The following is a 15281-nucleotide window of genomic DNA, read 5'->3' on the forward strand; positions in this document are numbered from 1 at the left end:
TGTGAATTGTCGAACTCACTATGACGGCAGTCACAAGGTCCTGTCAAGCGTGATCGGCTGGACGTTGCGCCGGATCCAGTCGGCGGCCTCGGCCTGCATGTCGGCCGAAAATCGGTGCCCGCCCGCGAACCACTGCGTGGTCAGCTCCCCGGACCCGTCGTACGCGCGCCGCAGCAGGCTCTCGGAGTCCTGCATCCCCCGCAGGCCGAAGTGGGAATCGTCCCGCGCGAACTGGACCAGTAGCGGCCGCGGCGCAGCGCATGCGGCGACGTCCGGCCAGTCGCACACCGCAGGCAGGCCCGGCGTGATCATCAGCCACGTCGTATCGTCCGCCTTCCCGTCCGCGACGTCCGCGAACGTGCTCATCATCGCGGTGATCACCCCTGCTCGCGGGCGGGTCGAACACGCAAGGAGGTGGGCGACGCGAGCCCCGCCGCCCGAGAATCCCGCCGCGGCCACCCGGTTCGGATCGACCCCCTCGGTCGCGAGCAGAACGTTCAGCGCCCGAAGATCCTCGGCGACGACCTTGGCGGCGAGCGACGTGCCGGTCAGGGTCGCCGCCTTCGCGAGGCCGTTCTCGTGCTCGCGGGCCGCCGCCTCGTATCGGCGCCGGCGAACCTCGGGGGTGTCGGACCCGGGCGGGCATGCGGTGAAACCCGCCGACCTGGCGCGGTCCGGCAGTTCCGGCCAGGGCACGCGCCGGCTTCCCCAGGGAAAGACGTCGTGCACGAGTACGACGAAACCCGCCTGCACCAACCCGGTTGCGACGGCCAGGCCGTCGTACCCCCGTGCCCGGAGTTCGGCGACGCCCGGCGGGATTCCGTCGGGGCCGTCGGCCACCTTCTTCTTGCCGTAGAACTTCACGCCGTCGTGGGCGTGCATCAGCAGGACTGCGGGACGTGTCGCGGTCCCGGCGGGCCGGTCGGGGCGCAGGAGCCAGGCCGCGGTGTCGGGACCGCCGTCGCCGGCTGCCCAGGTGAGTTCGCGACCGGCGACGCCGTCTCGGGTCCACGACCTGCCGTACCGCACGTCGGGTGTGATCGCCGCCTGTTCGCCGGTCACGCCGAGGACGTCGCGAACGGCGTCGCGACGCCGCTCGGCGGCGGTCGATCGTGGACAGTGGGGCGAAGGGTGTGTTCCCATGTGTGAACTCCGTCTTGTCTACCGAATTCTGTTGTCGAACTGCCGAGGGGTTTTCACATGTCCGAAAGAACCGTCGACCGCATCGTCGCGCACGCCTATCCGTGGGACGTGCTCGGTGATCCGCACTTCGTCGACCGCGCGCGCGCCCTCGGGGTCGCCGAGATCTCGCTCGCCGCCAGCTACCACTCGACCCGCGCCGCAACGCCGCTGCATCCGGCCCACAAGGTGGTCGACGCCCACCACGCCGCGCTGTACCGGCCCATCCGACCCGCTGCGTGGGACGGCCATGCCGTCACGGCCAGGGCGGCGACCTGGGCCGGATCCGAGGACGCGTTCGCCGATGCGGCTCGAATCCTGATCGACGCGGGCATCGGGGTGAACGCGTGGATCGTGCTGTCCCACAGCACTGTTCTCGGGCATGCACATCCCGGCGCCACCGTCGTCAACTGCTTCGGGGACCGCTACCCCTACGCCCTCGCGCCCGGGCACCCGGACATCGTCCGGTACGCCCGCACCCTCGCGGCGGAGGCGGTGCGCGGCCTCGACCTGCACGGTGTGTCGATCGAAGCCTGCGGGCAACTGGGTATCGCGCACGTCGGCCCGCACGAGAAGACCGACGGCGCCTATCCGGGAATCGGCGACACGTTGATGTCGATCAGCTGCACCGAACGGGAACGGGCACTGTGGGCGGATCGGGGCGTCGATCCGGACAAACTGGCTGCCAAACTGCGTGCCGGCGTGGATGCGCTGACCATGGGCACGCTCGCTCCGGATGCCGCGATCACCGACGTCCTCGACGAGGCGGAGGCCGAGGCGGTGTTGTCCGTGCGCCATGCGGAGGCCGATGCGCTCCGGGTTGCGGTGCTCGGCGCCGTGCGGGCCGAGATTCCGTCGGCCCGCGTCACGCTGCACGGCCACCCGAACCCCTGGAAGACCGGGCCTTCGCCGGCGCTGACGTCCGCCGCTGCGGAAGACGTCGATGCCGTGCTCGTCTCGGCCTGGCCGGGAACTGCGGAGACCGTCGCCGTCACGAAGGCAACCAGGGCGATGGTCGGTGACGGCGTCGACGTCGGGGCCTACGTGTCGGTGTTGCCACCGAAGAACCTCGACGACGTGAGCGGTCACGTCGCGGCCACGGTCGCGGCCGGAGCCAACGAGCTGCACCTGTATCACCTCGGGTTGGTCAACTCGGTACAGCTCGACGCGCTGGGCCGCATCGTCGGCGACTTCTCGGTCTGACGCGGTCGGGGTGGGCGCGCACGGCGCCCACCCCGAGCCGTCACCGCATCCGCTGCCCGAGCGGGTGGTCGCAGAACGCGCCGCCGACGCGCTGGAGGATCGGGTCGTCGAACGTCCACTCGTGGTCGGCGAGGAACTCGTCGGCGAACATCTCCGCGTCGTCGCGGGGTTCGTATCCGATGGCGGCGCCCTCTGCGGCCGACCACCAGCTGCGGGTGTTCCGCGAGATGCCCCACACGGTGTGAAATCCCTTGGCGGAGTCGGACAGGGCGGCCTCGATCAGCCGGGCGGTGTCGGCGGGCGACATCCAGGACGCGAGTCCGCGGTAATTGGGCGGCCGGTCGAAGCTCGAGCCGATGCGCAGGTTGACGACGTCGATGCCGAAGCGGTCGTGGTACAGCCGGCCGAGCGCCTCCACCGCTGCCTTGCTCCAGCCGTAGAACCCGTCCGGGCGCGGCGGAACATCGCCGGGCAGTGGGTTGCCGCCGGCCTCCGCGTGTGTCCAGAAGCCCACGGCGTGGTTGCTCGACGCCGCGATCACCCGTGTCACGCCGTGTGCGACGGCGGCCTCGAACACTGCCTGGGTGCCGTCGACGTTGACGGAGAGAATGTTTTCCCACGAGTCCTCGGTGCTGAGTCCGCCCAGGTGGAGCACGGCGTCGACGCCGTCGACCGCGGCAGCCACGGCGGCGCGGTCGGTGACCGAACCCTGTACGTACTCCTCGTGTTCGGGATCGATGTCCGTGATGTCGGCGATGTCGAACAGGCGGAGGGTGCGGCCGGGCTTGCGGAGCAAGGGCCGCAGCATCTTGCCCATGTTTCCTGCGGCGCCGGTGATCAGTAGACGCGAGGCGGTGTCGGTCATGTCTTCTCGTACCTCTCTGGGGGTAAGTCTTGTAATGCACATCACGGTAGTACATACTTCGAACTGAAGTCACCAGTGTGGCAAAGATTCACATACGTGAACAAGTCGGTGCGGCTTCACACTCCCCATTCGGATCGTCCGGCACGTTCCTGCCGGTGAAGGGACCTCCCACCATCATGGCAACAGTCGCATTCCACGGCGTCACCAAGTTGTTCCCCGGCGGCGACAAGGCCGCGGTCGACCACCTCGACCTCCACATCGACGACGGCGAGTTCCTCGTCCTCGTCGGACCGTCCGGCTGCGGGAAGTCGACGTCCCTGCGCATGCTCGCGGGACTCGAGGACGTGGACAAGGGCACGATCGCCATCGGCGGCAACGACGTCACCGAGTTCCAGCCGAAGGACCGGGACATCGCCATGGTCTTCCAGAACTACGCCCTCTACCCGCACATGACGGTGGGGGAGAACATGGGCTTCGGCCTCCGGATCGCCGGCGAGGACAAGGCGGAGATCAAGCGGCGCGTCCAGGACGCCGCCAGGATCCTCGACCTCACCAAGTTCCTCGACCGCAAGCCCAAGGCCCTCTCCGGCGGTCAGCGGCAGCGGGTGGCAATGGGGCGCGCCATCGTTCGCAAACCGCAGGTGTTCCTGATGGACGAGCCGCTGTCCAACCTCGACGCCAAGCTGCGGGTGCAGACCCGCGCGCAGATCTCGGCGCTGCAGCGCCGGCTCGCCACCACCACCGTCTACGTGACGCACGATCAGGTCGAGGCCATGACGATGGGGGACCGCGTCGCCGTACTCAAAGACGGAGTGCTTCAGCAGTGCGACACTCCCCGCCGCATGTACGAGCACCCGGACAACGTGTTCGTCGCCGGGTTCATCGGCTCGCCCGCGATGAACCTGCTCGAACTTCCCCTCGTCGACGGCGGCGTCAGCTTCGGCGGCTCCGTGGTCCCCGTTCCACGTGCGTCGATAGCCGGGATCGGGGAACACTCGGTCACGCTCGGTGTGCGTCCCGAGGATCTCGCGATCACCACGGGCAGCGGGCTCGATGTCACCATCGACGTCGTCGAGGAACTCGGCGCCGACGCATACGTCTACGGCCAGGCGGACATTCACGGGCGCAAGCAGACCGTCGTCGTCCGCGCCGACGGTCGCATCCCACCGAAGCGTGGAGAGGTGATCACGCTGTCGTACGCGGCCGAGCGCACACACCTGTTCTCCACCGTCACCGGTGAACGGCTCGTCGACTAGCGGCGCCCCGATTCTCCCCAAGCACCCCACCACATCGATCAAGGAGCACACCATGCTCGACGGAGTTCTGTTCTTCCCTGTCACCCCGTTCGACCGCAACGGCGACGTCGATCTGCCCGCGCTGGCACGGCACATCGAATCCGGTGTCGCGGCCGGGCCGGGTGGAGTGTTCGCCGCGTGCGGCACCGGCGAATTCCACGCACTGTCCACGGCCGAGTTCCGGACCGTCGTGGAAACGGCGGTCACGGCCACCGACGGGCGGGTCCCGGTCTTCGCCGGCGCCGGAGGCGCGCTGCCCGTCGCGAAACAGTTCGTGGCCGCCGCGGCGGACGCGGGAGCGGACGGCATCCTGCTGCTGCCGCCCTACCTCGTCGGAGCCCCCGCCGACGGCCTCGTGGAGTACGTGAGGCAGGTGTCGGAGTCGAGTGATCTCCCGGTCATCGTGTACCACCGCGCGAACGGCCAATTCACCGAGCAGAGCGCTCTCGCGGTCGCGCGACTGCCGAAGGTCATCGGGTTCAAGGACGGTGTCGGCGACCTCGACCTGACGTCGCGAATCGTGCGTACGCTGCGTGATTCTCTCGGCGACAAAGAGTTTCAGTTCTTCAACGGCCTCCCGACGGCCGAGGTCTCGCAGCAGGCCTACCGGAGCATCGGCGTCACCCTGTACTCGTCGGCGACGTTCGCCTTCGCCCCGGACGTGTCGCTCGCCTACTACCGCGCGCTCGAGGACGGCGACACCGAACTGGTCGACTCGCTCAACCGCGAGTTCTTCCATCCCCTGGTGCGGCTCCGCGACACCACCCCCGGATACGCGGTCGCGCTCGTGAAGGCGGGCGTGACGTTCACCGGCCTCGACGCCGGTTCGGTGCGGGCGCCGCTGGTCGACGCCAGCGCCGAGCACCGGTACGCGTTGGAGCAGATCGTGGCGGCGGGACGGAAGGTGCTGGCGCAGTAGCGCCCTCGATCACCCGGTCCGCTAGTCGGCGGCGGCGACGAGTGGCTCGAGCGTGAGGTCGGGCAGCTCCTTCTGGATGTACTGCAACCGCCACTTGTCGCTGACGAGGGCCAGCATGACCCCGTCCGAGCGGGTGAACACCTCGACACCGCGCTGACGGTTCAGCTCGTCGGCCGACTCGGCGTCGGTGCGCCGCGCCAGCGCGTACCCCAGCGGTTCCATGCGGGCCTCGACGTTGAACTCGGCCTTCATCCGCGCCGCGACCACCTCGAACTGCATGGGGCCGACGGCGGCCATGACGGGCGAGGCGTCGCCGCGCAGGTCGTTGCGGAGGATCTGCACGACACCCTCGGAGTCGAGCTGATCGACTGCCCGCCGGAACTGCTTGTACTTGCCTGCGCTCTCGGCCCGCAGGATGGAGAAGTGCTCCGGCGCGAACGACGGGATCGGCGGGAACTCCACCTTCTTCTCGAAGAACAGGGTGTGGCCGGGGGCGAGCGCGGTGGCGTTGACGAGTCCCACCACGTCGCCGGGGTACGCCGATTCGACGGTCGAACGCTCTCGGCCGAAGACGGTCTGCGCGTACTTCGTCGTGAACGGTTTACCGGTCTGGGCGTGGGTGACCACCATGCCGCGCTCGAAGACACCCGACACGATGCGCATGAACGCCAGCCGGTCGCGGTGCGCGGTGTCCATGCCTGCCTGGACCTTGAAGACGACCGCGCTGAACGGGTCGGCGACATCGCGGGGGGTGCCGTCGACGTCCTCCCGGGCGCGCGGCGGCGGTGCCAGCTCGACGAGCGTGTCGAGGATCTGGCGGACGCCGAAGTTGAGCATCGCCGAAGCGAAGATGACCGGCGACGTCTGACCGCCGAGGAACAGTTCCTGGTCGTGGTCCTGACCGGTGGCCGACAGCAGTTCGCTCTCCTCCGCGGCGGTCTCCCACTCGGAGCCCTCCTTCGCGAGGGCGGCGTCGGCGTCCATGACCTCTTCGGGGGCGATCTTCGCGCCACCGGCGGTGCGCGTGAAGCGGATGTACTCCCGCGGGGCACCGTCCTCGCCGCGCCGCAGCAGTCCCCGGAAATCACCGGCGATCCCGACGGGCCAGTACAGGGGAGTGGGGGTCAGCCCGATGCGTTCCTGGATCTCGTCGAGAAGTTCCAGTGGCGTCTGGCCGGGCCGGTCCCACTTGTTGATGACGGTGATCACCGGGATTCCGCGGTGACGGCACACCTGGAACAGCTTCAGCGTCTGCGGTTCGAGACCCTTCGCGGCGTCGATCAGCATGACGGCGGCGTCGACCGCGGTCAGGACGCGGTACGTGTCCTCCGAGAAGTCGGAGTGGCCGGGCGTGTCCACCAGGTTGATCACGTTGTCGACGGGCTCGTCCGCCGACGCCTCGGTGGAGCGGTAGTTGAACTGCAGCGCGGTGGAGCTGACGGAGATGCCGCGGGCCTTCTCCATCTCCATCCAGTCCGACACCGTCGACTTGCGGCCCGCCTTGCCGTGCACGGCACCCGCCTCGGAGATGACCTTCGCGTGCAGCGCGAGCGCCTCCGTCAGCGTCGACTTACCGGCGTCGGGGTGTGAGATCACGGCGAAAGTGCGGCGACGCGACGCCTCGGCCCGGACACCCTTCTCGGATTTCCCCTCCGGTGCGGCGGTCGCGGCGGCAGGCGCCGCCTCGGCTGGAATGGTGTCGGCCGAGTCGGACGGGGTAGTCAACGAAGAACCTCTCGGGGGACGGGATGCGTGCGGGAAGGCCGTGTGGCCGCATACCAGGTTACTCGGGTGCCGGAGGCGAACACGCAGCAGTCACATCCGCGGGCGCGCATCCAGGGACGAGTAACGATCGGCGGCCGGTCACGTATTAACCAGTGAGTCGTCGGGGCGCTCCGGAGTTCACCGTTTCTTCTTTCGGACACCCGTATGTGCAGGAGGAATACAGTGAGCAAGTTCACCGACGAGATGTACGCGACCGCGGCGAGCAGCACCCGCGGTCTCAACACGGGTGAGCCCGACGCGCCTCTGCGACAGCCGTGGGGCGAGATCCACAAGGCCGCGCGGCACATGGCGGGGGCGCTGGCCGACGCGGGAATCGCTCACGGCGACGCCATCGGCATCCTCGCCGGTCAGCCCGTCGACATCGCACCCTCCTGCCAGGCCACCTGGATGCGCGGCGCATCCGTCACGATGCTGCACCAGCCGACGCCGCGCACCGATCTGGCGGTGTGGGCCAAGGACACCGAAACCGTCATCACGATGATCGATGCGAAGGCCGTCATCCTCGGTGCGCCGTTCGACGCCGCCAAGCCGCTGCTCGAGGAACGTGGCATCACCGTGCTGACGGTGACCGAGCTGAACGAGGGCACGGCCATCGACCCGGTCGAGACGTTCGAGAGCGACATCGCGCTGCAGCAGCTCACGTCCGGTTCCACCGGTTCGCCCAAGGCCGTGCAGATCACGCACGAGAACTTCTACACCAACGCGTACGCCATGATCGACCGCATCAAGTTCTCCATCGAGGACGACGTGATGATCAGCTGGCTGCCGCTGTTCCACGACATGGGGATGGTCGGATTCCTCAGCGTGCCGATGCAGGTCGGCGCGGAGGTCGTGAGCATCACCCCCATGGACTTCCTCCGCACGCCGCTGCTGTGGGCGGAACTGATGGGCAAGTACCAGGGCACCGTGACGGCCGCCCCCAACTTCGCGTACTCCCTGCTGGCCCGCCGTCTCAAGCAGGCGGAGGACGGCGCCGTCGACCTCAGCACCGTCCGGTACATGTGGAACGGCGCCGAGCCTGTGGACCCCGACACGATGAACGCGCTCGCCGAGGCAGGCGCCCGGTTCGGGCTGAACCCGTCCGCGCTCGCCCCCGTCTACGGGATGGCGGAGACCACCCTCGCCGTCTCCATCCCGGATCCGGACCAGGGTCAGGTCCTCGACCGCGTCGACCCGGACCTGCTCGAGGCGATGCAGCGTGCCGTCCCGTCGAACAAGCCGAACGCGCGGGCCCTCGCGACGCTCGGGAAGATGGTGCCGAACCTGGAGGGACGCGTCGTCGACACCGACGGGGAGCTGCTCCCGACCCGCGGCGTCGGCATCATCGAGGTCCGAGGCAAGGCCGTCACACCCGGATACATCACCCTCGACGGGCACAAGCCCGCGCAGGACGCGAACGGCTGGCTCAACACCGGCGACGTCGGCTACTTCACCGAGGAGGGCCTCGTCGTCGTGTGCGGTCGCGTCAAGGACGTCATCATCATGGGCGGCCGCAACATCTACCCGACCGACATCGAGCGGGCCGCGGGCACCGTCGCCGGAGTGCGTCCCGGCAATGCCGTGGCCGTCCGCCTCGACGCCGGGCAGAAACGGGAAAGCTTCGCCGTCGCGGTCGAGACCAACGACTACCAGGACCCCGAAACGGTCAAGCGCATCGAGCACGAGGTCGTGCACGCCGTGTTCTCCGAGGTCGGTGTGCGACCCCGCACCGTCGCCGTCCTCGGCCCCGGCAGCATCCCCAAGACGTCGTCGGGCAAACTCCGCCGCGCCACGTCGGCGAACATCGTAGGCGCGTAGCGCCCGTGCGCCTTTTTGGTAGCTGGGACAACCAGAAAGGCGCACGGGCGCGAAGCGCCTAGTGCAGGCGGTTCTGCGCGGCCTCGAGGCCCAGGCGCAGGACCAGTTCGACGGCGTCGGCGGATTCCTCGCAGACGAGGTCGAGTTCCTTGCGTTCCACCGACGAGAACGGCTTGAGCACGTACGACGCCGGATCCATCCGTCCGGGGGGACGGCCGATCCCGACGCGGGTGCGCAGATAGTCCTTCGTGCCGAGCGACTGCGAGATGGACCGCAGACCGTTGTGCCCGCCCTCGCCGCCGCCCTGCTTGAGGCGGATGGTCCCGAAGTCGAGGTCGAGTTCGTCGTGGATGACGACGATGTTGCCCGGGTCGACGGAGAAGAACCGGGCCAGCCCGGCGACGGCGGACCCGGACAGATTCATGAACGACCGCGGCTTGGCGAGGATCGTCGGACGACCTTCGAGCCGGCCCTGGACGATCTCGGCGCCGCTCTTCTTGTGCGCGCTGAACTTGCCACCCATGCGCGCGGACAGCACGCCGGCCACCATGAAGCCGACGTTGTGCCGGGTCTTCTCGTACTGCGGTCCGGGGTTGCCCAGACCCACCACCAGGGCGGTGTCTTCACTCACCGACAGGGTCCTTCCGTGCGTGAGGGGGTCGTGTCAGACGACAGCGGCGCGTCACCCCGGGACAATCCGGGACGACGCGCCGCCGACATCAGTGCGGTTGCGAGAGGATCAGCTCTCGGCGCCCTCTTCGGCCGGAGCCGCGGCGGTCTCGCCCTCGGCTTCGCCGGTCTCCTCTTCGAGGTCGGCAGCGGTCGGGGCTGCGACGACGTTGACGATGAGCAGCTCTTCGTCGGCCTGCAGGGTCGCGCCCTTGGGCAGCTCGAGCTGGTTGGCCAGGATCTGGGTGCCGACCTCGAGGCCCTCGACGGAAACCTCGATCTGCTCGGGGATGTGCAGCGCGTCGGCCTCGAGGGAGACGGTGGCGGCATCCTGCGCGACCAGGGTGCCGGAAGCGGCTTCACCGGTGACGACGACGGGAACGTCGACGGTGACCTTCTCGCCCTTCTTGATGACGAGGAGGTCGGCGTGCTCGATGTAGTTGCGGATCGGGTGAACCACGACCGACTTGGTGAGCGCGACCTGCTCCTTGCCGTCGATGTCGAGGGTCAGGACGGCGTTGGTGCCGTGCGCGCGCAGGATGGCGGCGAATTCGCGGGAGGGCACGTTCAGGTGGCGGGGGTCCTCACCGTGGCCGTACAGGACCGCGGGGACCTGGCCGTCGCGGCGCGCGCGGCGGGCGGCGCCCTTGCCGAACTCGGTGCGCACGGCGGCTACGAGGCGATTTTCGTCAGACATGGTGAAACGGCTCCTACAACTCACGGTGGTAACTGGCGGGCGGTTCGAGTCGGCGAGGGACGAACGCGCGACGGCCAGGAGCGAAACGCTCGAGCAGAGCCGTAGCCGCGTCGATCACGGTGAGCCAGCCAATCGGAACTTCTGGTTCACCCTCGCCGAGACAACTTATGGAACTCTACCGGATGGCCCGCTGACCTGCTAATCGGGTGTCCTCGGACGGCCGCTCGGGCATCGGAGCGCCGCCGCGGCGGCGGACAGTGGTGTGGCTCACAACGCCGAGGTAGCCTCGCCCGTGTGAGCGCTGAACGTCCGACCGCCGACCGGCTGACCGCAGTGGCCACCGGAGTGGACCTGCCGCGTCATGCGCGGCTCCTCAGCCGGGTGCACGACGCCGTGCTGTCCGGACACGTCCCGCCGGCGCTGCCGCGGGACGTGGTGGCGCGGTCGTGGTCCCGTCTGCAGGCGGGCGGTGTGAGCCCGGACCACTGCGCCGACGTGGAGCCGGCCGACTTCTCCGAGATCGAGGCGCGGCGCACCCGCACGGCACTGCGCACCGTGCTCCCGGAGTTGCGCAGCACGCTGACGCAGGTCGCGGAAGACGCGAATTTCATCGTCGTCGTCGCCGACGCCGACGGTGTCCTGTTGTGGCGGGAGGGATCCCGCGGGGTCCGGAAAGCGGCCGACGCGCTCGGGTTCACGGAGGGTGCACGCTGGGCCGAACAGGCCGTCGGCACCAATGCGATCGGCACGGCGCTGATCGAAGATGCTGCGGTGCAGCTGTTCTCGGCCGAGCACTACGCGCCCACGCACCACGGTTGGTCCTGCACCGGGTCGCCGGTGCACGATCCGCGCACCGGCGAGATCCTCGGCGTGGTCGACATCAGCGGGTCGGCGATGTCCGTCCACCCCACCACCGTCGCGCTCGTCCGCACCGCGGTGCGCCTGGCCGAGGCGACGTTGTGGCGCGAGCACACGGCGCAACTGGACAGGCTGCGCGGCCGGGCGGCACCGCTGCTCGCGTCGGCGGGAGGTCCGGCGCTGGTCGTCGACAAGCACGGGTGGGTCGCGGAGGCCAGCGGCATCGCGGCGCCGGAGCGGGTCGCGGTGCCGAGCCTCGACAAGCCGCTGCTCGTCCCGGGGCTCGGGTTGTGTGTGCCCGAACCGCTCGGCGACGGCTGGCTGGTGCGCCGACGCGTCGAGGGGGCGGCCATCGAACTGGAACTCGACCTCGGCGATGCGCCGCAGGTGACGGTGCGGGGTGACGTCAACTGGACGCGGGCGCTCTCGCCGCGGCACGCACAGATCCTGCGGGTGCTGTCGGCGGCGGGACCGGCGGGTGTCGATGCCGCCATGCTCAGCGAAGCGTTGTTCGGCGACCGCGACCACGTGGTGGCGGTCCGCGCCGAGGTCTCGCGTCTGCGCAAGAGTCTCGGCGCGGTCCTGAGTACCCAGCCGTACCGGTTCGCGGCCGGTGTGACCGTCCGGCGCGTGGGTTAGGTCCGGTCAGGGCTGCTTCGCTGCACTGATGCCGGCGCGGCGGCCGTAGAAGCTGCCGTCGCCGAGGGACGTGCCGCTCGCGTAGCCGCCGGCGCACACCCCGGACGTGCACCGTCCGGCGGCGAAGAGGCCGGGAATGGGTTCGCCGGAAACGTGCAGCACTTCGGAATCGATGCTGGTGCGCAGTCCGCCGAGCGTGAAGCCCAGCGTGAACCCGCGCAGGTCGAGGGCGGCGACGGGCGTGCCGATCGGCTTCACCCACTCGGACTTCTTGTGCAGCAGCGGGTCCGACCCTTCGGCTGCGTGCTTGTTGTACACCTCGACGGTCGATTGGAGTGCGCCTGCGGGCAGGCCCATGTCGGACTCGAGTTCCTCGACGGTCTCGGCCACCCACTTCGGCTGCACCCGCAGGAAGGGGGTGGCGGTGGTCGCCGCCGACCCCTCCTCGTACGCGGCCTCGTCGATGACGAGGAACGCCTGGTTGTCCTGGTGGAACAGCGTCATCTGGCCGATGCGGCCGGAGTAGGTGTCCTCGGGGACGTACCGCTGTCCCCGCCCGTTGACGAGGATGCCGCGGACGATCAGCTGAGGGTCGCAGACGAAGGCCACTTCCGTGGCGTCCATGTGCGCGAGGTCGGCGCCGAGCGCCTGCGCCATGAGGATCGACCGGCCGTCGTGTTCCTCGATGGCGGCGCCGGGCCTTCCGATGAGGCGCGGCGCGTGGGCCTCGATCATCTTGTCGTTGTAGGCGAAGCTGCCGGTCGCGAGGACGACGCCCCGGCGTGCCCGGACGGCGACCTCCTTGCCGTACTGCTTCGCGAGGATCCCGACCACGCGCCCCGTGTCGTCGGTGATCAGCGTCTGGACCCGCATGTCGTATTCGGCTCGGACTCCGAGCTTTTCGGCGGTCTCGACGAGCGGCTTCATGAGCATGTAGCCGCCGCCCTTCTCGCCGGTCCGCTTGCCGTCCATCTGCGGAACGTGCCCGCGCGGCGCGGGGGTGGCGATCTCGTTGAAGGGTGCCGCATTCTCGCCGCCGGAGTACATGAGACCGTCGTCGAACGGGGGCTCCCAGCCGGGTTCGGCCCAGAAGCTCTCCTTGAACGGAACGCCGCAGTCGACGAGCCAGTTGTAGTGCTCGACGCTGCCCTCGCAGTAGTCGGTGATCTTCTCCTCGTCGGCGCCCGGGCCGAGCGCCGCCATCATGAACGTCTTCATGTTCTCGGGGGTGTCCTCGAACCCGCACGCCTTCTGCAGGGGGGTGCCACCGCCGAGGTAGATGAATCCGCCCGCGAGCGCAGCGGCGCCGCCCCACCCACTGGTGCGCTCGAGAACGAGAACGTCGGCGCCGGCGCGTGCCGCCTCGATGGCGGCGGACACACCGGCGATGCCGTAGCCGGCGACCACGACGTCGGCCTCGTAGTCCCACTCGGCTACTTCTGCTGCGGACCGGGGGCGGATCGGTGTGGCATCGGCCATGGGAATGTCCTCTCGGGCGGTCACAGGCGCAGTGTGACGTGGGTAACTCCCAGACTGTAACCTGTTACAAAACAGGGCTCGGAGCATCTCCCGGTCAGTGGGATGTCGGTTCCGGGAGGGCCGCGGGTGCCCGATTACTCCCGTAGGTCCGTGACGCCCGTGAGTTCGTAGTGCAGCGTCTGCGTGCGTAACAGCCGGTGCGCGAGATGAACCCCGATCCGCTGCACCACGGGATACTTCTCGTCGATCAGCGCGCCCGCGACCCGCGCCTCCTCACCGGACAGCAGTCGCGCCGTGGCCTGCGCCGGCGGACCCGTGGGCTTCCCGGACCACGTGCACGGGCGGATTCGGACCTCCGGAAAATTGCGCAGCCGCTTGTTCTTGGACGCCCGGCCCGGGGTGCGGAAGTACGCCCGATCACCCTTCACGGCGAGGTTGACCGGAGTATCCACCCACGAGCCGTCACGCTTGCGCGTCTGCAGTTGCACGACCTTCTCCGCGGCGAAGCGCGGCAACGCCGGTGATCCCTGGTCAGTCATCGCGAAGTCCTGAATCTCGGGTGCATTCCAGCGTACTGCGCTAGTTAGCGAGTGTCCGGACCTCGGCGAGGAACCGGTCGAGATCCGCGGGGGAGCAGAAATAGTGCGGTGACGCGCGCACCACGGCGTCCAGTCCGCGGGCGCTCATGTCCAGCAGCGTCGAACCGCGCAGGCTGGCCGTGACGGTGACGTCGCGGGAGGCCAGCTGTTTCCGGACGTCGCCGGGGTCGAACCCGTCGACGGTGAACGAGACGATTCCACACCGGCGGGCGCCGAGGTCGCGCACGGTGACGCCGGGGATCGCCGCGAGCCCCGACCGAAGGTGCTCGGCCCCTGCCGCCACCGCCGCCTCGACCTCGTCCACTCCGAGGGCGAGGAGATAGTCGGCCGCCACCCCGAGTCCGAGCCGGGCGGCGACGTCGCATTCCCAGAACTCGAACCGGCTGGCATCGGTCGCGAGGCGGTACGCATCCGCTGCGGTCCACTCCGCGCTGTGCAGGTCCAGGGCGGCCGGTTCGAGCGTCGCTGCCAGCTCCGGCCGGACGTACAGGAAGCCGGTGCCCCGCGGCGCGCGCAGCCATTTGCGGCCGGTGGCGGACAGAGCGTCGACGCCCAGTTCGCCCACGTCGACCGCGATCTGGCCGACGGACTGGCACGCGTCGAGCAGCACGAGCGCGCCGTGCGCGTGTGCCAGTTCCGTCACGTCGCGGACGGGATTGACCAGGCCGCCGTTGGTGGGCACGTGCACGAGGGACACGAGACGGACCCGGTCGTCGAGGAGCGTCCCGAGGGCGGCGACGTCGATCTGGCCTGTGGGGTCGCTGGGAATCACGTCGACCGTCGCGCCGACCGACCGGGCCCTCTGCAGGACGGCGATGGCGTTGCTGGCGTACTCGACCTCCGAGATCAGCACCCGGTCGCCGGCGTGGAGCGGGACGGCGTGGAAGAAGTCGTTCCAGGCGGTGGTGGCGCTGTCGACCAGTGCGATGCTGTCGGCGCTCGCCCCGATCAGGCGGCCGAGCGACGACTTCACGCCGGCGAGATCGTCGGCTCGTTCCGCGGCCGCGACGTAGCCGCCGACGTCGGCTTCCCGGCGCAGGTGCGCGAACACCGCGTCCAGGACCGGGGCCGGGGGAAGTGAGGAGCCCGCGCTGTCCAGGAACACCTTGTCGAGGCACCCCGGGGTGTCCCGTCGCGCCTGCTCGAGATCGAGCATGTCCGATACCTCCCGTTTCTCGGTGAATGGACTCGAACGTACCCGGGAGGTTCCTCGAAAAGTATGCCGATGGGGCGTGCATCGACGGCCGAGGCGCTCTAATGTCGATAACGACGTTCAGGCGGCGCCCGAAGGGGAGGG

Annotated in this window: 13 protein-coding genes; 5 read left to right on the forward strand and 8 right to left on the reverse strand. The window is 69.2% G+C overall.

Annotation, left to right across the window (positions count from 1 at the left end; translation table 11 throughout):
* Positions 1 to 30: 30 nt before the first annotated feature.
* Entirely contained in the window at positions 31 to 1143 is a 1113-nt protein-coding gene (locus tag ROP_RS28555) for a hypothetical protein (RefSeq protein ID WP_015889497.1), read from the reverse strand.
* Between the two features lie 57 nt (positions 1144 to 1200).
* Here ROP_RS28555 and ROP_RS28560 point away from each other — a divergent pair, with 57 nt between their 5' ends.
* Positions 1201 to 2382, forward strand: coding sequence for a hypothetical protein (locus tag ROP_RS28560; protein ID WP_015889498.1), 1182 nt, complete (start codon positions 1201 to 1203; stop codon positions 2380 to 2382).
* 40 nt (positions 2383 to 2422) lie between these two features.
* Here the strand turns inward: ROP_RS28560 and ROP_RS28565 are convergent, their stop codons facing one another.
* A complete protein-coding gene (locus tag ROP_RS28565) occupies positions 2423 to 3247 on the reverse strand; it encodes an NAD-dependent epimerase/dehydratase family protein (RefSeq protein WP_015889499.1) in 825 nt (274 codons plus the stop codon).
* Between the two features lie 176 nt (positions 3248 to 3423).
* Between ROP_RS28565 and ROP_RS28570 the strand changes: the two genes are divergently transcribed.
* Together ROP_RS28570 and ROP_RS28575 are read left to right on the forward strand one after the other, a co-directional pair.
* Positions 3424 to 4503 carry an ABC transporter ATP-binding protein gene (locus ROP_RS28570; protein ID WP_015889500.1) on the forward strand — a complete coding sequence of 360 codons (1080 nt, stop codon included), beginning with the start codon at positions 3424 to 3426 and terminating at the stop codon, positions 4501 to 4503.
* Positions 4504 to 4555: 52 nt separating this feature from the next.
* Positions 4556 to 5461 (forward strand): 5-dehydro-4-deoxyglucarate dehydratase, encoded by a 906-nt coding sequence (locus ROP_RS28575; protein WP_015889501.1) that lies wholly within the window; start codon positions 4556 to 4558, stop codon positions 5459 to 5461.
* A 21-nt stretch (positions 5462 to 5482) separates the two neighbouring features.
* Here ROP_RS28575 and ROP_RS28580 read toward each other — a convergent pair whose 3' ends face one another.
* Positions 5483 to 7186: a peptide chain release factor 3 gene (locus ROP_RS28580; protein ID WP_015889502.1), complete on the reverse strand. Its 1704-nt coding sequence runs from the start codon at positions 7184 to 7186 to the stop codon at positions 5483 to 5485.
* Positions 7187 to 7408: 222 nt separating this feature from the next.
* On the opposite strand from ROP_RS28580, the gene ROP_RS28585 reads away from it, so the two are divergent.
* The gene (locus ROP_RS28585) at positions 7409 to 9043 is read left to right on the forward strand and encodes a fatty acyl-AMP ligase (RefSeq protein WP_015889503.1); all 1635 of its coding nucleotides are present in this window, start codon (positions 7409 to 7411) and stop codon (positions 9041 to 9043) included.
* 58 nt (positions 9044 to 9101) lie between these two features.
* On the opposite strand, the gene pth is transcribed toward ROP_RS28585, so the two are convergent.
* Positions 9102 to 9674, reverse strand: coding sequence for an aminoacyl-tRNA hydrolase (gene pth / locus ROP_RS28590; protein ID WP_015889504.1), 573 nt, complete (start codon positions 9672 to 9674; stop codon positions 9102 to 9104).
* A gap of 108 nt (positions 9675 to 9782) precedes the next feature.
* Entirely contained in the window at positions 9783 to 10409 is a 627-nt protein-coding gene (locus ROP_RS28595; RefSeq protein WP_015889505.1) for a 50S ribosomal protein L25/general stress protein Ctc, read from the reverse strand.
* Between the two features lie 294 nt (positions 10410 to 10703).
* Between ROP_RS28595 and ROP_RS28600 the strand changes: the two genes are divergently transcribed.
* Complete coding sequence (locus tag ROP_RS28600; RefSeq protein WP_015889506.1) at positions 10704 to 11906, forward strand: helix-turn-helix domain-containing protein; 1203 nt, start codon at positions 10704 to 10706, stop codon at positions 11904 to 11906.
* Positions 11907 to 11912: 6 nt separating this feature from the next.
* Here ROP_RS28600 and ROP_RS28605 read toward each other — a convergent pair whose 3' ends face one another.
* The 3 genes from ROP_RS28605 to ROP_RS28615 all read right to left on the reverse strand — a co-directional run bounded on the left by ROP_RS28605 (position 11913) and on the right by ROP_RS28615 (position 15140).
* A complete protein-coding gene (locus ROP_RS28605) occupies positions 11913 to 13385 on the reverse strand; it encodes an FAD-dependent oxidoreductase (RefSeq protein ID WP_015889507.1) in 1473 nt (490 codons plus the stop codon).
* A gap of 134 nt (positions 13386 to 13519) precedes the next feature.
* Positions 13520 to 13924, reverse strand: coding sequence for a PPOX class F420-dependent oxidoreductase (locus ROP_RS28610; protein WP_015889508.1), 405 nt, complete (start codon positions 13922 to 13924; stop codon positions 13520 to 13522).
* Between the two features lie 40 nt (positions 13925 to 13964).
* Complete coding sequence (locus ROP_RS28615) at positions 13965 to 15140, reverse strand: aminotransferase class V-fold PLP-dependent enzyme (RefSeq protein ID WP_015889509.1); 1176 nt, start codon at positions 15138 to 15140, stop codon at positions 13965 to 13967.
* Positions 15141 to 15281 lie beyond the last annotated feature (141 nt).

It is taken from the genome of Rhodococcus opacus B4, assembly GCF_000010805.1.
In the GTDB taxonomy this organism is placed as follows: domain Bacteria; phylum Actinomycetota; class Actinomycetes; order Mycobacteriales; family Mycobacteriaceae; genus Rhodococcus_F; species Rhodococcus_F opacus_C.